19 protein-coding genes are annotated in these 22,274 nt (G+C 42.6%); 17 read left to right on the forward strand and 2 right to left on the reverse strand.

Annotated features, from left to right (window positions below; all coding sequences use genetic code 11):
- Positions 1–7 precede the first annotated feature (7 nt).
- Positions 8–973: a hypothetical protein gene (locus QFZ81_RS11770; RefSeq protein ID WP_307444273.1), complete on the reverse strand. Its 966-nt coding sequence runs from the start codon at positions 971–973 to the stop codon at positions 8–10.
- Between the two features lie 89 nt (positions 974–1,062).
- Here QFZ81_RS11770 and QFZ81_RS11775 point away from each other — a divergent pair, with 89 nt between their 5' ends.
- Positions 1,063–2,190, forward strand: coding sequence for a class I SAM-dependent methyltransferase (locus QFZ81_RS11775; RefSeq protein ID WP_307444272.1), 1,128 nt, complete (start codon positions 1,063–1,065; stop codon positions 2,188–2,190).
- A 64-nt stretch (positions 2,191–2,254) separates the two neighbouring features.
- Here the strand turns inward: QFZ81_RS11775 and QFZ81_RS11780 are convergent, their stop codons facing one another.
- Positions 2,255–2,485, reverse strand: a complete 231-nt coding sequence (locus QFZ81_RS11780; RefSeq protein ID WP_029196536.1) for a DUF2626 domain-containing protein — start codon at positions 2,483–2,485, stop codon at positions 2,255–2,257.
- Positions 2,486–2,910: 425 nt separating this feature from the next.
- On the opposite strand from QFZ81_RS11780, the gene QFZ81_RS11785 reads away from it, so the two are divergent.
- The 16 genes from QFZ81_RS11785 (at position 2,911) to QFZ81_RS11860 (ending at position 22,262) form a co-directional block, all read left to right on the forward strand.
- Positions 2,911–3,564, forward strand: coding sequence for an RsfA family transcriptional regulator (locus QFZ81_RS11785; RefSeq protein ID WP_307602852.1), 654 nt, complete (start codon positions 2,911–2,913; stop codon positions 3,562–3,564).
- 104 nt (positions 3,565–3,668) lie between these two features.
- Complete coding sequence (locus tag QFZ81_RS11790; protein WP_307444268.1) at positions 3,669–4,616, forward strand: ketopantoate reductase family protein; 948 nt, start codon at positions 3,669–3,671, stop codon at positions 4,614–4,616.
- A gap of 14 nt (positions 4,617–4,630) precedes the next feature.
- The gene (locus tag QFZ81_RS11795) at positions 4,631–5,032 is read left to right on the forward strand and encodes a DUF3397 family protein (protein WP_307444267.1); all 402 of its coding nucleotides are present in this window, start codon (positions 4,631–4,633) and stop codon (positions 5,030–5,032) included.
- A 416-nt stretch (positions 5,033–5,448) separates the two neighbouring features.
- A complete protein-coding gene (locus tag QFZ81_RS11800) occupies positions 5,449–7,131 on the forward strand; it encodes a peptide ABC transporter substrate-binding protein (protein ID WP_307444266.1) in 1,683 nt (560 codons plus the stop codon).
- Between the two features lie 97 nt (positions 7,132–7,228).
- Positions 7,229–8,161: an ABC transporter permease gene (locus tag QFZ81_RS11805; protein WP_307444265.1), complete on the forward strand. Its 933-nt coding sequence runs from the start codon at positions 7,229–7,231 to the stop codon at positions 8,159–8,161.
- Between the two features lie 3 nt (positions 8,162–8,164).
- Positions 8,165–9,097 carry an ABC transporter permease gene (locus QFZ81_RS11810; RefSeq protein ID WP_307444264.1) on the forward strand — a complete coding sequence of 311 codons (933 nt, stop codon included), beginning with the start codon at positions 8,165–8,167 and terminating at the stop codon, positions 9,095–9,097.
- A 13-nt stretch (positions 9,098–9,110) separates the two neighbouring features.
- Positions 9,111–10,148, forward strand: coding sequence for an ABC transporter ATP-binding protein (locus QFZ81_RS11815; protein WP_047672340.1), 1,038 nt, complete (start codon positions 9,111–9,113; stop codon positions 10,146–10,148).
- Positions 10,141–11,103 (forward strand): ABC transporter ATP-binding protein, encoded by a 963-nt coding sequence (locus QFZ81_RS11820; RefSeq protein WP_307444263.1) that lies wholly within the window; start codon positions 10,141–10,143, stop codon positions 11,101–11,103. Before QFZ81_RS11815 ends, QFZ81_RS11820 begins: the two co-directional genes overlap by 8 nt.
- A gap of 143 nt (positions 11,104–11,246) precedes the next feature.
- Positions 11,247–12,881, forward strand: a complete 1,635-nt coding sequence (gene bshC, locus QFZ81_RS11825) for a bacillithiol biosynthesis cysteine-adding enzyme BshC (protein WP_307444261.1) — start codon at positions 11,247–11,249, stop codon at positions 12,879–12,881.
- A gap of 12 nt (positions 12,882–12,893) precedes the next feature.
- On the forward strand, positions 12,894–14,156 hold the full coding sequence (locus tag QFZ81_RS11830) for an adenosylhomocysteinase (RefSeq protein WP_047672343.1): 1,263 nt from the start codon (positions 12,894–12,896) through the stop codon (positions 14,154–14,156).
- A gap of 566 nt (positions 14,157–14,722) precedes the next feature.
- A complete protein-coding gene (locus QFZ81_RS11835) occupies positions 14,723–15,892 on the forward strand; it encodes a DUF4349 domain-containing protein (RefSeq protein WP_307444258.1) in 1,170 nt (389 codons plus the stop codon).
- 124 nt (positions 15,893–16,016) lie between these two features.
- Positions 16,017–16,454 carry a division/cell wall cluster transcriptional repressor MraZ gene (mraZ, locus tag QFZ81_RS11840; protein WP_029196525.1) on the forward strand — a complete coding sequence of 146 codons (438 nt, stop codon included), beginning with the start codon at positions 16,017–16,019 and terminating at the stop codon, positions 16,452–16,454.
- 89 nt (positions 16,455–16,543) lie between these two features.
- Positions 16,544–17,494 carry a 16S rRNA (cytosine(1402)-N(4))-methyltransferase RsmH gene (gene rsmH / locus QFZ81_RS11845; protein WP_307602855.1) on the forward strand — a complete coding sequence of 317 codons (951 nt, stop codon included), beginning with the start codon at positions 16,544–16,546 and terminating at the stop codon, positions 17,492–17,494.
- Positions 17,495–17,514: 20 nt separating this feature from the next.
- Positions 17,515–17,949, forward strand: a complete 435-nt coding sequence (locus QFZ81_RS11850) for a septum formation initiator family protein (protein WP_307444256.1) — start codon at positions 17,515–17,517, stop codon at positions 17,947–17,949.
- A gap of 16 nt (positions 17,950–17,965) precedes the next feature.
- Positions 17,966–20,248 carry a penicillin-binding transpeptidase domain-containing protein gene (locus QFZ81_RS11855; RefSeq protein WP_307444254.1) on the forward strand — a complete coding sequence of 761 codons (2,283 nt, stop codon included), beginning with the start codon at positions 17,966–17,968 and terminating at the stop codon, positions 20,246–20,248.
- Positions 20,249–20,333: 85 nt separating this feature from the next.
- Complete coding sequence (locus tag QFZ81_RS11860; protein WP_307444253.1) at positions 20,334–22,262, forward strand: stage V sporulation protein D; 1,929 nt, start codon at positions 20,334–20,336, stop codon at positions 22,260–22,262.
- The last annotated feature ends 12 nt before the right edge of the window (positions 22,263–22,274 follow it).

The following is a 22,274-nucleotide window of genomic DNA, read 5'->3' on the forward strand; positions in this document are numbered from 1 at the left end:
CTTTTACCTATTTTTTTGCCGGCGTAATTAATTTAAGGATTTCATCGAAGCTTTTAACGTTTTTCGGTATTTCTTTCGTTAAAGGAGAAGCTTGATTGATAGCGTCGTAGGTTTGGTGAAGAAGGATATGGTTATCCTGCGCTTTGCCGTCCATTGTTATGGTGAAGCCAACATCAATCGTCTGGTCACGAATAAAGCCAGTGTCATCAATGGCGACAACCATTTTACCCGGAGCTTTGAGCTGCAAGAGGTTTGCTTGATTTTTTTTGAGCTGTTCGGCTTTATCGGCTGTAAGGAATCCATTGTTTTGTAAGTACCCAATAAACTCTGGAAGCTTTGTTTGCAGCAGCGTATTCAATTCTTTTTCATTTTTACTAGTAAGTTCAACGCTGATGGATTTGGCAGAAGATCCGTCTTTCAGCTTAACCGGTTCCTTGGCTTCTTTATACCATTTTGGGTCAATCCCGCTGAAAATAAGATTACCTAGTGTGGTTGACAATTGAGAAGTATTTTTCAAACTGTCTACGGTTAAGGGACTGGTACTGTTCTGGCTCATTTTTTGTAAATCGATTGCATAGTACTCGTCAGCTGTTTTATTTAGTGCTGGCATATTAAAATACAATTTGCTATCTTTAATGAGAATTGGAATCTCAAAAGGCGATGTAGAGCCCTTAGGCGTTATTTTCAAATCTGTCTGGAACTGGAGAGGCTCCACATTGCTAATGCCCTTCCAATCGATTGTGCTTTCTCTGACCAAAGATAACAGCCCGTTAGTTAAAGGGTTGGAGGATTTCATCAATCCATCGCTTATGGCTAATGTTGTGCTCCCATCGAAGGTGTAAGATTTCATTTCTTTTTGTTTATTTAGTGATTGTTCGAGTGCTTCTTTGACCTTCGTGTTGTCTGTACAAGCTGTCAGCGATATTAGGCTGATCGCCGTTACCGTAGTTAAGGTAATCCACTTCTTTGACATGCTTTTCTATCTCTCCTTCCATAAATCCTTCTTCATTATAATGGTTTCCTTATGTTTTGTCTTTAAGTAAAGAATTGGAGGGTTCTTCATTGAATCATCAGCTCGGATACCCAAGTGTTGTAACCGCCTTAAAAAAGGCCATTCAGTCAGCAGAATTTCAAGCCATCACATTCAGAGACTATATGGAAATTTGTCTATATAGCGAACCGTATGGCTATTATCGAAATGAGAGGCCGAAAATTGGTAAACAAGGAGATTTCTATACAAGTTCCTCTATTGGTTCAATAATGGGGGAAATGGTGGCATCATTTATTTGTACGCAGCAGCATAATGAAAGCCCTCATACAGAACCCGTTCATATTGTTGAATGGGGAGGGGGGAACGGGCGAATGGCTCTTCACATCATGGGCGAAATAAAGCGAACTGAACCCGCCATTTATGCTCGTTTAACCTATACAATTATTGAATCTAGTGGTTATCATCTTCAGCAGCAGCGAACACTGCTTGAAGAACACATCAAAGTTATTCAATTCGCAAGTGAAACAGAATGGTTGGCTCAAACGCCGCAAGATCAGGTATATGTTTTTGCCAATGAGCTATTGGATGCTTTCCCAATCCACCGAATTCGCTATAAAGATTCGCTTTTCCAAGAGTCCTTTGTAAAATGGCAAGAGGAGGAACAAATTTTTCAAGAAATTTGGCGTCCTATAAGCTCCCGACGTATATTAGACTTCCTAGAACGTTCCAAAGTTCAATGGTTGGATGGTCAAATAGGGGAGATAAACCTTGAAGCTGAGAGTTGGGTCTCGCGTGTAGCTGAACGGATCCGAAGCGGGAGCTGCATGATCATTGATTATGGCGATACAGCAGAAGAACTATTCGCTCATCACCGTTATAATGGAACATTAATGTGCTATCGCAAACACCAAGCTCAGGATGACCCATTCATCCACCAGGGTGAGCAGGATATGACATCACACGTTAACTTTACTTCTTGTGAATTAGCTGCAAGGCGAAGTGGCTTTACTCACTGCAAACTTCAGACGCAAAGGGAGTTTCTGGTGGAGCAAGGGATCCTGCAAAGGCTTCAAAATCATTATGATCCGAACCCTTTCAGTGAAGTGTCTAAGCGGAACCGCTCAATTAGGCAATTACTGCTAAGTGATCAAATGAGTGAGCTATTCAAAGTATTCATCGCAAGTAAGCATTCTCTATGAAAAAAAGGTGAGCCGCTGAGTAACAGTCGGTTCACCTTTTTGCTTGTTGTTATTGTTGTGGGTATTAGACAGACATTTTGAAAAATGACCAATACGTAAATCCGCTGAAGGAAATAATCATATATCCCCAGAACAACAATATGTAAGTTCGTTCTGACAAGCGCATATAGCCTAGAATGACGAATACGGCAGTTTGAAAAAAGAAAATCAGAGACATAGGTATCATATCGCCAGCTAAGCTCATTAGTGCGATAACAAGTGTCCAAAAACCTAGAACCCGAAACATGCGATCCATTCTCGTAACATCCCCCTCTCATACCACGTTGCACTTTAACTACAACACATTATACCGTTTGAAATGAGCGGTGTAAACCGTCAAACGGTGACGAAATTGAAAACATTTCATCAGATAGTAGTAGTATGTCTTTTTATCGGGATCCCATGTATGAGTGACAAAAAATTTGGCAATACCATTTAGTATCAAATAGATTCTATGAACTCTAGTACGGGCATAGAAATAATAATAATGGCACGAATCAATTTATCCCTGCTCTCTACGAATTGATTCTTTATTATGATGCATCCCCAATAGGTGAGTCTTTGATCAAGGACCCAAAGATCCCAAAAAGGAGAGACTTTGATCTACGGACCAAAGATCCCAAAAAGGAGAGACTTTGCCTACGCCAAAGATCCCTATATTATGTTAGGAGGTTTGACCATATGTCAGCAATTAGGCAAGATGCTTGGAGCGATGAAGACGACTTAATCTTAGCGGAAGTGACACTGCGTCACATACGAGAGGGAAGTACACAATTATCTGCATTCGAAGAGGTTGGAGAGCGCATTGGGCGTACAGCAGCAGCATGTGGATTCCGATGGAATAGTTTTGTAAGGAAAAAATATGAAGCGGCAATTCAGATTGCCAAAGCGCAGCGCCAGAAAAGAACGCAGCTCAAAAAGCATGCGGCCGTCTCGATTTCCGGTTCTTCTGCCATTGGACTGCTGGATGGACCTGAGTTGTCTACGGGCAAAGTAGAGACATTCACGGAAGAAACATTATCGATTGATGCTGTGATCCGTTTTCTGAGACAATGGAGAAATACGTACCAAGATATGAATCGTCATATTAAAAATTTGGAAAAAGAGCTGCAAGACAAAGAGGACGAACTAGATAGACTTGGCAGAGAAAACAACAAGCTGAATAAGCAAGTTAATGAAGTTGAGACTGATTACCGTGTTGTGAATGATGATTATAAAGCATTGATTCAAATTATGGATCGTGCTAGGAAAATGGCCTTCCTTGTTGAAGAAGAGGAAGAAGAGAAGCCGCGGTTCAAGATGGATGCGAATGGTAACCTAGAAAGAGTAGATTAAGTTGCCAATCCGCCCTTACATATAGAAGCTTCAGAACAAGGAGAGCCCTTGGACTGGGGCTTTTTTGTTGTATAATGGGAATTGTATGTAAAGGGGGACATGTGATGCGCATTATGATTATTGGTGCAGGCTCCTTAGGGCTGTTATTCGCTGCCAAGTTGTCTGCTTTTTGTGAACATATGACAATCATTGCAAGAACCATAGAACAAGCAGATATGCTAGCTCAGAAGGGAATCGAGTTGGATGGAACTGCAGAGGCAATTAGGACTACTCGTAGTGGGACTATAGATTTTCGCTACTATATAGAAGGAGCAGAAACAGCTAAATCGTCTTTATATCATTTTGATTACATATTTCTCATGGTCAAACAGCCTGCTATTTCACAAGAACTAATAAACAATTTGAAGTCTCAAATGTCTAAAGACACCTACTTAATAAGTTTCCAGAACGGAATAGGACACGAAGTGAGGTTAGGTGAAGATCTCGGGCGGGATCGCTTGCTGCTCGCTGTTACGACGGAAGGGGCTAAGCGCGAGGGCTTAACGAGGGTTACTCACACAGGACAGGGTGTCAGTTATATAGGAACAACGGAAGATTCGGATCATTCTGTAAATTCAACACATATTTTGTTAGTTGAGATGCTTGAGAAGGCAGGATTTCATACAGTGATGTCGAAGAACATGGATGTAAGGATTTGGAGCAAGCTGACGATAAATGCAGTAATTAATCCGCTTACAGCAATTTTACGTGTAAAGAACGGAGATCTGCTGCTTTCACCCTGGGCGCGCTCACTCATGAATGACCTTTATCAAGAAACTCGTAGGGTGGCGGCTACCAAGGGGATTTTACTACCTGATGAGCTATGGGACACGATACTTAGCGTCTGTGAAGCCACAAGCTTAAATCATTCATCTATGCTTCAGGATATTGAACAGTCTCGACGTACCGAGATTGATTATATTAATGGAAGCCTAGTAAAAATGGCAAAAGACTTAAATCTTGAGATTCCGACTCACCAAACCGTGTACCACTTAGTGAAAGCCTTAGAATAAGTAGGTGATTCTTAATGATGAATGTGCTAGCCAGTTGGATATCTACGATATATGCGGTCTTAGCAGTGGCACCGTTTATTACGTTTATCTTTTTGTGGTTTCTAGTTTTTGTTTTTCTTAGAGATAAGAAGATGACAACAAGACTTACCATGGATATGACGACGTTATTTCTGTTTGGCTCTGTTTCTTTGATGTGGAATCAATTATTTCATACGAATTTTGGTTTCTGGCTCATTGCGCTCGTGCTGCTCATCGCTTTTGGGATCATTGGTGGTTATCAGACGCATATGAAAGGAAAAACCGAATTATTAAAGGTTAGCAGGGTAGTATGGAGGCTTAGTTTTCTGGGTCTATCAGCACTTTATATCCTGCTATTTTTCCTGCATATCGGGAAAAATTATATATTTTTGACCTAGTATAGATCAATTTTGTGGAAATAATGTGAATAAATCAATTGTTAGCGTGTGTTTGTAATATTTATTTAAGAATTGTAGAAAATAACAATGAAATCCGTCTAGATTTTATTGACCGATGGTTGTATAATTAGAAACCGTAAAGGACCTTTTTCTTCATATTATTTTAACAAAGGTGAATTAAAATTTTATCGGAATGAATGAAAAGGAAAATTTGTTCTGGACAAAGCATAGTTATATGTTATAATTCCTTGCGTAGAGTCTAGTAAATTTTTTTACCAGAGGTTCGAGTCAGATATACTGACATGCGTAAAGCTGTTTCATTTGTTTTTGGGTTTAAGGTGTGAGGTTTGTGTTAGTAAAACTATCAAAACACCTAACCATAGATGTTTAGATACATATTTTAAAGGAGGAGTTTTATGAAAGCGACGAAATGGGTTTCTACAGCAGTAGCATTAACGCTTATGGGTAGTGTGGCAATTGGTTGTGCCAAAAAAGAGGAACCATCTGCATCTCCAACTGGGGATACTAAAGGTACAGCAGCTCCTGCGGCATCTAACAAACCGCAAGAAATTAAAATCAACTTTACTGCAGAGCCACCTGTTATGGATAGCTCCAAAGCAACAGCAAATGCTGCTTTCACATTCATTAGCGCATTTAACGAAGGTCTTTTTCGTACTGACAAAGACGGCAAAGCGACTCCTGGACTTGCAAAAGATTTCCCTAAAATTTCAGCTGATGGTCTAACTTACACAATCGACATTCGCGACAATGCGAACTGGTCAGATGGTCAACCAGTAAAAGCACAAGACTTCGTTTATTCTTTCAAACGTACTTTAGATCCAGCAACAAAAGGACAATATAGCTTCGTAGTAGCTTGGATAAAAGGTGGAGAAGCTGTAACGAAAGCAAAAACACCTGAAGATGTTAAAAAAGCTCAAGATGCACTTGGCGTAAAAGCAATTAGCGACAAACAACTTGAAATTAAACTTGAGAAACCAGTTACCTTCTTTACACAAATGCTTGCGTTCGGAACTTTCTTGCCACAAAGAGAAGATTTCGTTACAAAAGCTGGTGATAAATATGGAGCAGAAGCTGATAAAGTCATTGGTGCAGGTCCATTTATTTTAAGCAAATGGGATCATGGCCAAACACTTGAACTTGTTAAAAACGATAAATATTGGGATGCTGCTAACGTTAAGCTTACGAAAGCAACTGTCAATATCGTAAAAGATACAAATACAGGACTCAACCTATATGAAACAGATGCAGCTGATTTGGCTGAAATCAATCGCGATCAACTTAAACTATATGCAGGTAAACCAGACAACTTGCCAAAACCTGAGTTGACTAACTCCTACCTGATGTACCAAACGAAAAAAGTTCCTGCCTTAGCTAACAAGAAAATCCGTCAAGCTTTAGGTATGGCAATCGATCGTCAAGCTTACGTAGATACAGTTCTTGCTAACGGTTCCGTATCATCCACAGGTTTAGTGCCTGGCGGTACTTCTGACGGTGCAGGCGGCGACTTCCGTAAATCTGCTGGCGAAACTCAACCTAAGTTCGATGCAGCTAAAGCAAAACAATTGCTTGCTGAAGGTTTGAAAGAAGCTGGTTTAACAGCTCTTCCAAAAATGAAAGTGAACGCGGATGATACAGAAACTGCGAAAAAATCACTTGAGTTCATCCTTGCACAATGGAAACAAAATCTTGGATACGAAGCAGAAGCGAACCCAGTTCCGCATGCATTGCGTATCGAGTTGTCCTCCAAACATGACTTCGAAATCGCTCTTTCCCTATGGGGCGCGGATTACAACGATCCAATGACATTCTTGGATATGTGGGTAACTGGCGGAGAGTTTGATGAAGGCGACTACAGCAACCCGCAATATGATACGCTAATTAAGCAAGCTCAAGCAGAAGTTGATCCTTCCAAACGTGCGAAAGCAATGATTGAAGCTGAGAAAATCCTCATGGATGATCAAGGTGTAGCACCACTTTACTTCCGTACTCGTGCTTACTTGAAAAAGCCTGCAGTTAACGGTTTGATTCTTCCTTCATTTGGTCAAGAATGGGAACTGAAATGGGTTACTATTAAGTAATCTATACTTCATATTTACAAGAAGGGGCCGTTCGCACCTCGTGGGAGCGGCCTCTTCTAAATTTCTAAGCAGTTCATTTTAATAAAGGAGGAGCAATATGGTTAAGTTCATTCTTCGCCGTTTCTTATATGCGCTTATTACGTTATGGCTAATTGCATCATTTACATTCGTATTGATGAAAAACTTACCAGGTAATCCACTTGGAGAAGGTTCTGAACGGATTCCTAAAGCGACGAAAGAGATGCTGATGAAGCAATACGGTTTAGATAAGCCATTATGGGAACAGTACCTGACTTTCATGAACAATATCATCCATGGCGATCTAGGAGCTTCCTATCAATTCCCTGCTCACAAAGTTACTGATATTATCAAACAAGCATTTCCTTCTTCACTAGAACTTGGGTTGATTTCCATCGCTATTGCTATTATTGCAGGTCTTACTTTAGGGATCATTGCCTCTTTGAAGCATAATAAAGCAGGCGATTATACGGCAATGTTTATTGCGATTCTGGGTGTATCTATCCCATCATTTGTTCTTGGTCCATTGCTTTCTTATTATATCGGTGTTAAATGGGGCATTCTTCCTGCAGGATTATGGAAAGGTCCAAGTTATCGTATTTTACCATCACTTGCGCTCTCATTCGGAACTATTGCAATCTTGGCACGTTTGATGCGAACTTCCATGTTGGACGTTCTGAATCAAGATTACATTAAGACAGCCAAATCCAAAGGTTTAACCAATTTTACAGTTGTTGTTAAGCACACGATAAGAAATGCTATTTTACCAGTTATCACAATAATAGGTCCAATATTTGTAAACGTCATCACAGGAACGCTAGTTGTTGAACAAATTTTCTCTGTGCCAGGTTTGGGTAAACACTTTGTAACATCGGTTTATTCCAATGACTACACAATGATTTCTGGATTAACCATTTTCTACTCAAGTATTCTTATCTTAGTAATATTTATTACAGACGTAGTGTATGGCTTTGTAGACCCTAGAATTCGTCTTGGGAAAGGCGGGAAATAAACAATGCAAACTCCGAATCAATCAACAGAGAATAACTACAAGTTTGCTCCCGTTTCAAATAAATCTTTAACTGGCGAAAAAATTGTTAGACCTTCGCTCAATTATTGGCAGGACGCTTGGAGACGACTTAAGAAAAATAGACTGGCTATGGCTGGCTTAATTATATTGGTTGCTTTGATCGTATTTGCGATTATTGTACCTTTTGTTTCAAGCTACGATTATCAGACGCAAAACTTAAAAGCGAAAAATGTGGCTCCAAGTGGTGACCACTGGTTCGGTACAGACGACTTCGGCCGCGATGTATGGACCCGTGTATGGTGGGGGACACGTATCTCATTATTCATTGGGATTATCGCAGCTATAATTGATTTGGTTATTGGTGTTATTTATGGCGGTATTTCTGCTTACTATGGCGGGAAAGTCGATGAAGTGATGCAGCGTACGATTGAAATCGTATATGCGATTCCTTTCTTGTTAATCGCCATTCTACTCATTATGGTTATTGGTTCAGGTATTCCATCTATTATTTTGGCCATGGCCATAACGGGTTGGGTTCCAATGGCACGTTTGGTACGCGGTCAAATGTTAACGTTGAAAGAGCAAGAGTTTGTACTTGCATCTCGTACACTTGGTGCATCTCCAATGAGAATTATTATGCGCAGTTTGATTCCTAATGCGTTAGGTATCATCATTGTGCAAATTACCTTTGTTGTTCCAGCTGCTATCTTTACGGAAGCGTTCCTTAGCTTTATTGGTCTTGGTGTTAAACCGCCGCTCGCATCGCTGGGTAACTTGCTATCTGACGGCGCCAATTATATCCGGTTATATCCGCATCGCCTTATTTTCCCGACGATTATTTTCAGCTTGATTCTATTAAGCTTCAATTTACTCGGCGACGGGCTTCGTGATGCGCTTGATCCAAAAATGCGCAAGTAAGAAGGGGTGAATAATGATGAGCACCAATAACAATTTACTAGAAGTAAAAGATTTGAGAGTTTCTTTCCGGACATATGCGGGGGAAGTTCAAGCTGTTCGCGGCGTATCTTTTTCTTTGAAAAAAGGTGAAGTGTTGGCGATTGTAGGTGAATCCGGCTGCGGTAAGTCCGTAACGGCACAAACGCTCATGCGTTTAATTCCTACTCCGCCTAGCTATATAAAAAGCGGTTCTATCATGTTTGACGGGAAATTGGATATTACCAAGCTTTCCAACAGACAAATGGAGAAAATTCGTGGATCCGAAATGGGTATGATTTTCCAGGATCCAATGACTTCTTTGAATCCGACGATGAAAGTCGGCGATCAAATCACAGAAGGTTTGATCAAACATGAAGGTTTAAACAAAAAGGCTGCAACAGAGAAGGCTATTGAAATTCTTAAGCTTGTAGGCATTAACTCTCCAGAGGGCCGTATTCATCAATATCCGCATGAGCTCTCCGGTGGTATGCGTCAGCGTGTTATGATTGCTATCGCACTTGCTTGCTCGCCAAAACTGCTTATCGCAGATGAGCCAACAACGGCTCTTGACGTAACGATTCAAGCGCAAATTATTGATTTGATGAAGACGATTTCTGTTAAAACGGACTCATCTATTATCTTAATTACGCATGACCTTGGTGTCGTAGCTGATATGGCTCAACGTGTTGTCGTTATGTACGCTGGGAAAATTATTGAGCAAGGTACAGTAGATGAAATTTTCTACGAGCCGCAGCATCCATATACATGGGGCTTGCTTCGTTCGGTGCCGCGTTTGGATACGAATAGTAATGAAGAGCTTGTACCTATTCCAGGTACGCCACCAGATCTGTTCGCACCTCCAAAAGGGTGTGCTTTTGCAGCCAGATGTCCATATGCTATGAATCATTGTTTGGAAGAAGATCCAGAGCATACGTCGCTTTCTGAGACACACAGTGCCGCTTGCTGGCTGTTGCACCCAGATGCACCGAAGGTTGAACGTCCTGTAGGAGTGGGAGGTCATCAACATGTCTAAATCTAATCAACCTATCTTGCAAATTCGTAATATGAAGAAGCATTTTAATCTTGGCAACGGTAAAATTTTGAAAGCTGTTGACAATTTCTCCATAGAAATTAACCGCGGTGAAACATTTGGTCTCGTAGGGGAATCCGGATGTGGGAAATCGACAGCGGGTAGAACGATTATTAAGCTTTATGATGCAACGGAAGGCGAAGTTATTTTCGACGGTGAAGATGTTCATAAGTTGAAGGGGAAGAAGCTGAAAGACTTTAATCGGAATATGCAAATGGTATTCCAAGATCCTTACGCTTCTTTGAACCCTCGTATGACGGTTGGAAATATCATTGCTGAAGGTATTGATATTCATGGTTTGTACAAAGGCGCTAAACGTAAAGAACGCGTGATGGAATTGCTTCGTGCCGTTGGTTTGAACGATGAGCATGCTAACCGTTTCCCGCATGAGTTTTCCGGTGGTCAGCGTCAACGTATCGGGATTGCCCGTGCGCTTGCGATTGAGCCGAAATTCATTATTGCGGATGAGCCGATCTCAGCACTGGACGTTTCCGTACAGGCTCAGGTTGTTAACCTGTTCAAGAGATTACAGAAGGAAATGGGCTTGACTTACCTATTTATTGCGCATGATTTGGCGATGGTTAAGCATATTTCCGATCGTATCGGTGTTATGTACCTTGGTAACCTCGTTGAGGTGACAACGTCAGATGCTCTTTACGCGAAGCCGCTTCATCCTTACACACAATCACTGCTTTCTGCAATTCCGATCCCAGATCCGGAAATTGAGCGTACGCGTGAGCGCATCATCTTACAAGGTGATGTACCAAGCCCGCTTAATCCGCCTAGTGGATGTCCGTTCCGTACGCGCTGTCCGCAAGCAATGCCGCAGTGTGCGGTATCGATGCCGCCATCCAAAGAAGTGGAACCAAATCACTTCGTAGCTTGTCATTTGTATTAAGATTGTCGAGCCGTCCCGCAGGGGGCGGCTTTTTAATGTTCAATTGTAATTATTAAAAATACAGTTTTGACGATTGCTGACCTTACGTGTACAATCAAAGGATAGTCGGTTTATTTGGTATGAAGAGGAGACACTAGTCGCGTATGCAAATGGAAACTTTTCATTGGAAGAAAAATCAGAAGTTAGCGGAAGATTACATAGCTCAAACGGATAAAGCTAAAGCTTTATTTCCTTACCACTTCGGAAACTTGGAAGACTGGCAGTCCCGAGTGCTATGGTTAGACGAAACAAAGACTTCACCTCAAGTTGATCGAGGGCGCATGGTGCAAGTTTTGCGCGAATACAATGAGAGAATAGGGAATGCACAGGCTGCATTTGACCAAATATCAGCGTTGGCTGATAAGAATACACTTGCCATTGTTGGTGGCCAGCAAGCCGGGTTGTTCGGCGGTTCACTGCTTGTTTTGTACAAAGCCATTAGCATTGTTCAATTGGCACGTGAATGGAGTGGGAAATTACAACGCCCAGTTGTGCCGATTTTTTGGATCGCTGGTGAGGATCATGATTTTGATGAAGTTAACCATACGTATACGCTATCGAATGCCCAGCAAATTGAGAAAATCAAGGTGGATCATCCGACAGGGCGTCGCACATCCGTCAGTAAGCTGCCTATTGAACCTGATGCATGGAAAGAGGCCTTGACGGCGTTAGATCAATCTTTGATGGATACAGAGTTTAAAGCTTCGTTAATCGCTAAGCTGGAGGGAACAACAGAAGATGGGGCGACGTTATCCGATGCTTTTGCTCGTTGGATGGCCATCCTGTTTGGGGAATACGGGCTTGTCCTTATAGATTCCGATGAACCTTCCCTACGAGCTTTGGAAGCGTCCATGTTTGAGAAGCTAATCCTACAGAATGAAGCATTCTCGGGATCGCTACAGAAGAGTCAGGATGCAGCCCGGCAAGCAGGATATGAGAGTCAAGCTGAAGTAAGCAAAGACGGAGCTAATTTGTTTGTATTTGCAGATGGACAGCGGCTGCTCTTGCATCGTGAAGGTGAAATATTTACAGATAAGAAGAAGCACTATAGTTATACTAGGCAGCAGCTCCAAGATTTAGCTTTAACAACGCCTGAGAATTTGAGCAACAACGTGATGTCGCGGCCTCTAATGCAAGAATTTCTATTCCCTGTTCTCGCTACTGTGCTAGGACCAGGGGAGATTGCTTACTGGTCGCTAACGAAGCATGCTTTTGAACAATTTGGAATGAAAATGCCGATCATAGCACCGCGAATGGAGTTTACTCTGATCGAGGGTACGGTTCAGAAGCAAATGAACAAATATGGCTTTACATTTGAGGACGTACTTGAGCGCTTTGAGCACAAGAAGCAAGAGTGGCTGGATGCTCAAGATACATTGCAATTGAATGAGCGCTTCGAAGCCGTAAAATCGGATTTCAGTGTGAACTACGCACCACTTGTGGAATCTCTTGCCGCGATTAATCCCGGGGTTAAAAAGCTGGGAGAAACGAATTTGGCGAAAATCCTGGAGCAAATCGAATATTTGCGTAATAAAGCAGGAGAAGCATATAACGCGCAATTCGATGCAGCGTTGCGACAATTAGAACGCATAAGACTAACGATATTACCGTTCGCCAAGCCACAAGAAAGAGTGTATAATGGGTGTGCTTATATGAATCGGTATGGGAATGAATGGCTCCGAGATTTACTTGAGACACCGATTCCTGTGGACGGTTTGCATCGTATTTATTATTTATAGGAGGAAACTAACATGACAACTGTAGAAAAGAGTATTGTTGCTGATATAACGCTGGCACCTGAAGGTCATTTGAAAATTGATTGGGTCCAGGCGCATATGCCTGTTTTGAACCGTATTCGCGAGCAATTTGAGAAGGAACAGCCTTTTAAAGGATTGAAAGTAGCTATTTCCTTGCATTTGGAAGCGAAAACGGCCTATTTAGCCAAAGTAGTAAAAGCCGGTGGAGCTGAAGTAACGATTACGGGCAGCAATCCGCTATCTACACAAGATGACGTTTGTGCAGCGCTTGTTGAGGACGGTATTACCGTTTTTGCGAAATACAATCCGAGTCCGGAAGAATACAAAGAGCTGCTGATTAAAGCGCTCGAAACGAAGCCTGACCTCATCATTGATGATGGTGGCGATTTGGTTTCTATTCTTCATTCCGAACGTAAAGATTTGGCTGTACAAGTTCGCGGCGGAGCTGAAGAAACAACAACAGGTATTCTTCGTCTAAAAGCGATGGAGAAAGAAGGCAAGCTTGAATTCCCGATGGTCGCTGTTAACGATGCCTTCTGTAAATACTTGTTCGATAATCGTTATGGAACGGGTCAATCCGTTTGGGATGGCATCAACCGTACAACTAACTTGGTTGTAGCTGGTAAAACAGTTGTTGTTGTCGGTTATGGCTGGTGTGGTAAAGGAGTGGCAATGCGTGCTAAAGGTTTGGGCGCGAATGTAATTGTAACAGAAATTGATGCAATTAAAGGTGTCGAGGCCTATATGGATGGCTTTGCTGTTATGCCAATGCTGGAAGCAGCGAAATTGGGAGATTTCTTCGTAACAGTTACGGGTAACCGTGATGTGATTCGTGGAGAACACTACAAAGTCATGAAAGATGGCGCGATTCTGTCAAATGCAGGCCACTTTGACGTTGAAGTAAACAAACCGGAACTTGAAGCAATGTCTTCTTCCAAGCGTACAGTTAGACGCAATATTGAAGAGTACCAACTGACGGACGGTCGTAAAGTATATATACTTGCTGAGGGACGTTTGGTTAACCTAGCAGCAGGCGATGGTCATCCAGCAGAAATTATGGATATGACGTTTGCGCTTCAAGCTATGTCACTTAAATATGTAAATGATGAGTACAAGAAATTAGGCAAAACTGTTGTTAATGTACCTTACGTGCTGGATGAACAAGTTGCTCGATTCAAGTTGGAATCTCTTGGAACTAGCATTGACTCATTGACAGAAGAGCAGAAGATGTACCTGGATAGCTGGGCGGAGCATTAAGATTTGGGGAGCCTTCGAGAGAGCTTTTAAGAGCTATTATAAGCATTGGATAGCTTAGGAGAGCTTTCAGTGCCTTGAAGTGCTTTTAAGAGCCTTTAAGAGCCTTCAAGAACTTTTGAGTGCCTTTCAGACCACTTTTGGAGTGGGCTGGAAGGCTTTTTCTTTTTCGCAATGATTACGGAACAAGGGATTAGCAAATGGCTACGGAATGGGCGAATAAGCTCGGAAACCGAGCTTTCGCTAGGTGGCTGCTGAGATAAGCTCGAAAATGGAGCTTAAATGAGTGAGAAGCGCTGCAAGGTAAGTAATTTAGTTGTTGAGAAGTCGATTTCGGAGTTTTAGCTAAGTTTTAACGAGTAGCTTGTGCTGCTTCTTTTTAGTATTTATAGTTGAAAACTCAAACATCAAATTGAAAATTTCCTCGCCGGAATCTTCTTGGTCTTTCAATTAAGGTTTATTTTTATCGGTAATTATTTGTTGAAGTGACTTGGCGACTTGCAACCTTTCAATCATAACCCCCGTTTATAGGGTGTATAACCTATATTTGGTAGCGAGGAGATGGCAAGATGGGGGTCTTAAAAAGCAAAATGAACGGTAGGTTCATGCAAAGCAGTATTGAGAATTACAAAACTAAGAGGAATACGTTTGGTCGGAAAATTTCTTTCCTGCTTGCCACGTGCATGTTAGTAATTAGTTTACTATCAGGCTGCAGCTCTGCAAAGGATGAGTCGTCAGCGCCATCATCAAAAGAAATGAAAATGGCTGCGACTAGTGACGCTTTGAAGGCAGAATCTGCACAGTCGGCTGACGCTAAGTCCGCGGCTCCTGCTGCCGCAGCTGGAGGGAAAGCAAGCAGCGCAGATTCGTCATCCAAAGGGAAAGAGGGAGCGGCAGAAATAGCGCCTACGGAAGTGAAAAATGCACCGATCACGGTCATGCCAGCAACGGGAAGTGATGAAGCAGCAGGATTTAATCGTAAGTTAATCTACCGTGCTAACTTGGTTATGCCTGTAGAGGACTACAGCAAAGCTCAGACAGCCCTCCGTGACCTGGTAGCGCTTAGTGGGGCTTACATTCTGCAATTCTCGGAAAATGCGAATACGGGGGAACGGGGCGGGACATATACAATTAAAGTCGCAGCAAATGGATTTGTCTCCTTGCTAGATGGCTTAGAGAAGATGAGTCCATCGCTCCAAAGGAATGTACAGGGACAGGACGTGACAGAGGAGTATGTGGATCTTAGTTCACGCCTCAAAGCAAAACAAATGGTTGAAACGAGATTATTGGGCTTTATGGAGAAAGCATCAAAAACGGATGAGCTGCTTGCTTTTTCAAACGAGCTATCCAAGGTACAAGAAGCGATTGAACAGATAAAGGGGCGGATAAGGTACTTGGATCAAAATGTCTCTTTCTCGACGATTGAGCTTCGTATGTACCAGCAAACAGGTAATAAGCCGCTGTTATCTGATCCTCATAAGTTAACACTAGAGGAACGCATTCAAAAAGCATGGAATTCTAGCCTAAATGTACTAGTTGCTGTAATGCAAGGTATTCTCGTTTTCCTTGCAGCTGCATTTCCGATTCTCGTCATTGGCCTATTGATTGGCGTACCGATCTGGGTATTCAGACGCAAAAGAAATAAACAACTGCAAGAGATGCGATTACAACTCAAAGATCAAAATGCTTCTTTAAACGCACTTGAAGATGAGAAACAAGGAACAAAAGACGCAGAATAGACCTAAAATTGAAAATAATTTTGAAAATCCTGCTCTCAAAGCAGGATTTCTTTTATTTTTAGCGAATATTGATTCAAATGTGGTGGAAAGTGGTACAAAGTGGAGGAAAAGGGGGCGACATGCTATGTTCATGGGTGAATATCAACATAGCATTGACGAGAAAGGCCGAATGATCATCCCGGCCAAGTTTCGCGAAGCCCTCGGCGACTCATTTGTCATCACCCGCGGTCTGGATCAGTGCTTATTCGTTTATCCGCAATCGGAGTGGGCGATACTCGAGCAGAAGCTCAAAGCACTGCCGCTAATGAAATCAGATGCGCGTGCCTTCACCCGGTTCTTCTTCTCCGGTGCAACGGAGTGTGACCTCGATAAACAAGGTAGAGCGAACATTCCAGGTAACCTTGTAGATCATGCCAAACTTGAAAAGGATTGTGTGGTTATCGGTGTTTCCAACCGAGTTGAGATTTGGAGCAAGCAAATTTGGGAAAGCTATGCCAATGAATCGGAACAGTCATTCAATGAAATAGCTGAGAAACTCGTCGATTTTAATTTTGATTTATAGAGGCTTACGTAGAAAGCATTGCTAAAGCAAGCTCAGATTATGCTTACGTAGAAAGCTTTGCTAAAGCAAAGCTCTTAGGAGGACACCAAGTGTTTCATCATGTGACGGTACTAAAAGAAGAATCTGTTGAAGGTTTACATATAAAGCCGGATGGCGTTTACGTGGATTGTACGATGGGAGGAGCAGGGCATAGTTCCCTGATTGCATCCAAGTTAGGTCCAAATGGCTTGCTGATTGCTTTAGACCAGGATGATGTCGCATTAGCTAATGCTCAAACTGTGCTAGCGCCTTACCTGGATCGCGTAAAAATCGTAAAAAGCAATTTCAGAGAGCTGGAGCAGGTGCTCCAGAATGAGCCGAGAGCACTTCGTGAGGGCAAGCCGCAGGTGGATGGGATTCTTTTCGATCTTGGCGTGTCATCTCCACAACTGGATGATGCGGATCGTGGTTTCAGCTACAACCATGATGCAGAGCTCGACATGAGGATGGATCGTTCTACGGAATTAACCGCCAAAACGATCGTCAATGAGTGGCCTGCTGACCAAATTGCGAGAATTTTGTTTGAATATGGGGAAGAAAAGTTTTCCAGGCGAATTGCGGGCGTCATTGTGGAAGCTCGGGCCAAACAACCCATTGAAACCACAGGTGAGCTGGTGGAGCTGATTAAGGAAGGTATTCCCGCTGCAGCGAGAAGGACCGGCGGTCACCCAGCGAAGCGAAGTTTCCAAGCGCTGCGTATCGCGGTGAACGATGAGTTAGGAGCTTTTGAAGAAGCACTGGAGCAATCACTCCGTTGCCTTGCCCCACAAGGCAGAGTTGCTGTAATTACTTTCCACTCACTGGAAGATCGCATATGTAAACAATTTTTTGTGAAAAACATTGAAAAATGTACCTGTCCTTCGGATCTTCCATATTGCGTTTGCAAGAAGACCGGAGTTGTAAAATTAGTAACAAGAAAACCTATTTCACCAAGCGAACATGAGCTTGAAGTCAATCAAAGGGCAAGATCCGCGAAACTGCGAATCGCTGAAAAGCTTTGACACAAGGGAGGAAATAAAATATGCCATCTTACATTCAAGGCAATTTGGCTCTCAATCCAAAACGTTCGGCCCCAGCACCTAAAGTGAAGATAAGAGAAACAACAAAGGTTGTTTATCGCAATAAAACGTTACCGACACAAGAGAAAATGCTCTATTTATTCACTGTAATTCTTTGTGTCATTGTGGCGGGAGTTATTATCTGGCGTTACGCGGCCATTTATCAGATGAATGCCAATATTTTAAAAATGCAAAGTGAAATTCGTGAGATGCAAGCTCAGAACAGTGCTTTGAAGCAAGAAGTAGAGAAACTGCAAAGTCCTGAACGTATGAAGGGTGAGGCTGTACGGCTTGGGTTTAATTTAGGAGATGAAAAGAAAGTAAGTTTAGTCACTCCAGAGAAAACAAAATCAAATACAAGCAGTAGCAAAAATAATAAAGTAGCTTCTAAACCGTAATGGGCAGGTATTCGATATGACAAAAAAAATTAAGTTGCGATCTTTGCTAATTGGAGGGTTCTTCACCCTTCTTTTTGTTGTCCTTATTTCTAAAGTCTATTGGATTCAAGTGGTAGAAGCTTCATGGTTACTAGAGAAAGCCGAGAAGAAATGGGAAACGGATAAGGTGATAAATCCGGTAAGGGGCTCGATCCTGGACCGAAACAATAAAGTGCTTGCCGTGGAAGCAACATCATATACCATTGCACTTAATCCCAAAATGATTGATAGCTTCCATATTGCTGAGGATGTTACGCAAGGATTAGCGGAAATTTTGAAAGAATCGGATGTAACGAAGCCTACGCTTGTCAATAAAATCCGTGAGCGCGCAACGAAAATGAAGCCGGACGGTACGGATTTTGCGGTCTATACAGAGATTAGAAATGAAGGTTGGAAGATTGAGAAAGAGAAGGCAGATCAAGTTCGTGCGTTAATTTCAGTTCTTCAAGCAAAACTCAAGTTAAAAGCAAAAGCTAACGTAGGAATTAGTATTTTAGAAGACAAGAAACGCTATTATCCAGGAGAATCTCTTGCCTCTCATATTCTAGGGTATACGAATAAAGAAGGCGAAGCTGCACTAGGATTAGAGCTTAAACTAGATCAAACCCTTAAGGGTGTTCCTGGGATGTTAAGCTATGAGAAGGACGGGATGGGTGTTGAACTTCCTGATTCCAAGATCAATTTCAAGCCAGCGCAAGACGGGAACAATGTGCGACTCACAATTGATAAAAATATTCAGTTTTATTTGGAGAGCGCGCTTGCAAAAGTAAATGACAAATGGCACCCGAAGAGCCTAACGGCGATTGCTGTTGATCCGCAAACGATGGAAATTCTGGGAATGGCAAATACGCCTACCTTTAACCCCAATACCTATTGGACGATTAAAGATCAAAGTGATTTCAAAAATAATGCGGTAGCCTCTCGTTACGAGCCTGGCTCTACTTTTAAACTAGTGACGTTAGCTGCTACAGTAGAAGAGGGTCTATTTAATCCGAATGAAATGTACCAGTCCGGAAGTATTAAGGTTGAAGATAGAGAGCTTCATGACCATAACCGCGTTGGGTGGGGGAAAATATCTTTCTTAGATGGCCTTAAGCGCTCTAGTAACGTGGCCTTCGTTAAATTGGGTTACGAGAAATTAACTTCTCCAAAGCTCAAAGATTACATTAACAAATTTGGGTTCGATCAAAAAACGAATATTGATATGCCAAATGAAGTCTCCGGTTTAATCGATATGAAATATCCATCTGAGTTTGCAACAGCAACGTATGGACAAGGAAAGGTCGTTGTTACAGCCATCCAACAAACAGCTGCTTATGCTGCAATGGCCAACGGTGGTAAATTGATGTGGCCTCACATTGTTAAGGATATTGTCGATCCGAAAACAGGGAAAAGCATTCAGTCTTTTGCGCCACAAGTCGTTAGGCAGGTCGTGAGTGAAAAGACAGCTAGTCTGGTGAGCGGATATTTAGAACAAGTTGTATCTGACCAAGATATTGGTACAGGTAAGCTTGCATTTATGGAGGACTACCGTGTCGCAGGAAAGACAGGGACAGCTAACTTAGTCCTTCCCGGTGAAAAGACCTATTCCACGGATTCGTGGGTTATTTCCTTTATTGGGTACGCTCCTGCTGAAAATCCTCGTATCTTAGTTACACTGATCGCTGATCAACCTGATCTAGGCGGCAACTATCACTTAGGAGGGCAGGTATTGGCTCCTGCTTTCAAAGAAATTGTTGGTGAATCGCTGCAATATATGGGCGTTGCATCGAATAAGCAAACGAAAATGGTAACGAAGCAAGCGAATAAGCTAACTGTGCCTAATTTTGTAGATGTGACAGCAGAAAGCGCCAAGGCTACAGCAAAGGAGAGCGGTTTGTCACTTGAGGTTTTCGGTAAAGGAGCCAAGGTTGTGGATCAATTTCCGAAAGCAGGTACAGAAATCTTATCTACACAACGAATATATGTTGCGATGCAAACTGTTGACGAAATGCCGCTGCCTAACTTGGTCGGTAGATCACTTCGAGATGCAGTTGAAACCTGTTCCTTCTTTAAAGTAGACTGTCAAACCGCCGGTGAAGGATATGTTTCGGATCAGGCTACTACGGGGGAAGGCGAGGGGAGAAGTGTGACGTTGCAGCTCAAACCATTAAGCGATAAATCATCAACTGCAAGTTCATCAACACTTACACCATCGCCAACGCCGGCGTCGAATACGAAAACAGAAGCGCAGCGATCTACGGCCAAAAAGACACCTTAACGGAGAGCTTGTTCTAACCCCTGTTTGTCCCGAATAGTCATGTTAGGAATGATGTTGACTTATTGGGAAGGGAGACTGAACGTTCATGCGTGTTTCTAACGTTACCGTTCGTCGCAGATTGTTTACTGCGCTCATTATGGGCACTGTCATCTTTACAGCACTTATTCTCCGTCTAGCTTATGTCCAGCTATGGATTGGACAAGACTTGGCGAATAAAGCAGAGGATAGTTGGCGGAGAAAAATAGAATTTGCACCTAAGCGAGGCGAGATTCAAGATCGCAATGGGATAACGATGACCTACAGTATGAGTACACCTACGATAGTGGCTATACCTGTTCAAATTCAAGACGCCCGAAGCACTGCAGCCAAACTTGCCGAAGTGCTGCAAGGGAACGAAGATGACATTTATAAACAAATTACAAAGAAAACATCTCAAAACGATATCAAGCCTTCTGGACGCAAAATAACGGTTGAAAAAGCGCAAGAAGTACGAAATCTTCATCTTCCTGGTATTGTGGTAGCAGAAGACAACAAAAGATACTACCCATTCGGCTCGTTAGCTGCCCATATTCTTGGTTTTGCTGGATTAGATAAAGGGCTGACAGGCATTGAAGCAAAATATAACAGCCAATTGACTGGAATAGCAGGAAGCATATCCTATATGACTGATGCAGCAGGAAGAACGCTGGAAGGGACAACCGATACCTATACGAAGCCTAAAGACGGCCTCAATATGAAGTTGACGATTGATAGTCATCTGCAGTCTGTGTTGGAGAGAGAATTGGATCAGGCCATGGTACAGTACCAGGCTCAGAATGTCATCGCCATCATGATGGATCCCAATAACGGAGAAATTCTTGCCATGGGGAGCAGGCCTACGTATGAACCAGGCAATTATAAGGATTATCCGGCTGAAACTTATAACCGAAACTTACCGATTTGGAAAACATATGAGCCGGGTTCTACCTTCAAAATTATTACACTAGCTGCAGCGTTAGAAGAAAAAAAGGTTGATTTAAAAAATGAACAATTTTACGATCCCGGATTTATTGAGGTCGGAGGGGCTAGACTCCGCTGTTGGAAACGCGGCGGTCATGGCAGTGAAACGATGCTGCAAGTCGTCCAAAACTCCTGTAACCCCGGATTTGTCGTTATGGGACAGCGTTTAGGCAAGGAAAAGTTGTTTGATTACATTTCAAAGTTTGGCTTTGGGAAGAAGACGGGAATTGACCTCGGCGGCGAAGAAAATGGTATTATGTTTAAGCCGTCTCAGGTGGGGCCGGTTGAGCTTGCAACGACGGCATTCGGCCAAGGTGTATCGGTCACTCCGATTCAGCAAATTACGGCTGTCTCTGCGGCAATTAACGGAGGTAAACTTTTTAAGCCGTATGTGGCGAAGTCATTCACGAATCCGGATACAGGTGAGATTGTTGATGTTGTAAAGCCCGAGCTTGTACGCAATGTCGTATCGGAGGAGACATCGAAGCAAGTACGCGAAGCGCTTGAAAGCGTAGTTGCCAAAGGCACAGGACGCAATGCGTTTATCGACGGCTATCGCGTAGGTGGGAAGACGGGAACAGCACAGAAGGTTATTAACGGACGTTATTCGCCGGATGAGCATATTGTCTCCTTCATTGGCTTCGCGCCGGCCGATAATCCAAAGATTGTCATCTATGCAGCTGTGGATGATCCTCAAGGAATTCAATTTGGAGGTCTGATTGCAGCACCACTTGTGAAGAATATGATGGCTGATGCTTTGCGATATATGAAAGTCGAACCTGATAAAAACCAGCTTGATAAAGATTATCGCTATGGTGAAACTCCGGTTGTTGAGGTGCCGGACTTGGTTGGAGCCTCAGTTGATGATATATTAGAAGATCTGAACATGAATTTTAGGCTGGCTAAGTCTGGCAGTGGCAAATATGTGATCAGTCAAGCGCCGAAGCCGGGTTCACGAGTAGACCAAGGCTCTACAATACGCATTTTTCTCTCGAATAATGCGCCACCGCAGTAATGTGGTTTAGTT

Origin of the sequence: Paenibacillus sp. V4I9, assembly GCF_030817295.1 — a bacterium.
GTDB lineage: Bacteria > Bacillota > Bacilli > Paenibacillales > NBRC-103111 > Paenibacillus_E.

Excerpts from the sequence above, each read along its gene's own strand:
- QFZ81_RS11770 (WP_307444273.1), bottom strand. The coding sequence starts at position 973 with ATGTCAAAGAAGTGGATTACCTTAACTACGGTAACGGCGATCAGCCTA.
- QFZ81_RS11780 (WP_029196536.1), bottom strand. The coding sequence starts at position 2,485 with ATGGATCGCATGTTTCGGGTTCTAGGTTTTTGGACACTTGTTATCGCA.
- QFZ81_RS11785 (WP_307602852.1), top strand. The coding sequence starts at position 2,911 with ATGTCAGCAATTAGGCAAGATGCTTGGAGCGATGAAGACGACTTAATC.
- QFZ81_RS11790 (WP_307444268.1), top strand. The coding sequence starts at position 3,669 with ATGCGCATTATGATTATTGGTGCAGGCTCCTTAGGGCTGTTATTCGCT.
- QFZ81_RS11795 (WP_307444267.1), top strand. The coding sequence starts at position 4,631 with ATGATGAATGTGCTAGCCAGTTGGATATCTACGATATATGCGGTCTTA.
- QFZ81_RS11800 (WP_307444266.1), top strand. The coding sequence starts at position 5,449 with ATGAAAGCGACGAAATGGGTTTCTACAGCAGTAGCATTAACGCTTATG.
- QFZ81_RS11805 (WP_307444265.1), top strand. The coding sequence starts at position 7,229 with ATGGTTAAGTTCATTCTTCGCCGTTTCTTATATGCGCTTATTACGTTA.
- QFZ81_RS11810 (WP_307444264.1), top strand. The coding sequence starts at position 8,165 with ATGCAAACTCCGAATCAATCAACAGAGAATAACTACAAGTTTGCTCCC.
- QFZ81_RS11815 (WP_047672340.1), top strand. The coding sequence starts at position 9,111 with ATGATGAGCACCAATAACAATTTACTAGAAGTAAAAGATTTGAGAGTT.
- QFZ81_RS11820 (WP_307444263.1), top strand. The coding sequence starts at position 10,141 with ATGTCTAAATCTAATCAACCTATCTTGCAAATTCGTAATATGAAGAAG.
- bshC (WP_307444261.1), top strand. The coding sequence starts at position 11,247 with ATGCAAATGGAAACTTTTCATTGGAAGAAAAATCAGAAGTTAGCGGAA.
- QFZ81_RS11830 (WP_047672343.1), top strand. The coding sequence starts at position 12,894 with ATGACAACTGTAGAAAAGAGTATTGTTGCTGATATAACGCTGGCACCT.
- QFZ81_RS11835 (WP_307444258.1), top strand. The coding sequence starts at position 14,723 with ATGGGGGTCTTAAAAAGCAAAATGAACGGTAGGTTCATGCAAAGCAGT.
- mraZ (WP_029196525.1), top strand. The coding sequence starts at position 16,017 with ATGTTCATGGGTGAATATCAACATAGCATTGACGAGAAAGGCCGAATG.
- QFZ81_RS11850 (WP_307444256.1), top strand. The coding sequence starts at position 17,515 with ATGCCATCTTACATTCAAGGCAATTTGGCTCTCAATCCAAAACGTTCG.
- QFZ81_RS11855 (WP_307444254.1), top strand. The coding sequence starts at position 17,966 with ATGACAAAAAAAATTAAGTTGCGATCTTTGCTAATTGGAGGGTTCTTC.
- QFZ81_RS11860 (WP_307444253.1), top strand. The coding sequence starts at position 20,334 with ATGCGTGTTTCTAACGTTACCGTTCGTCGCAGATTGTTTACTGCGCTC.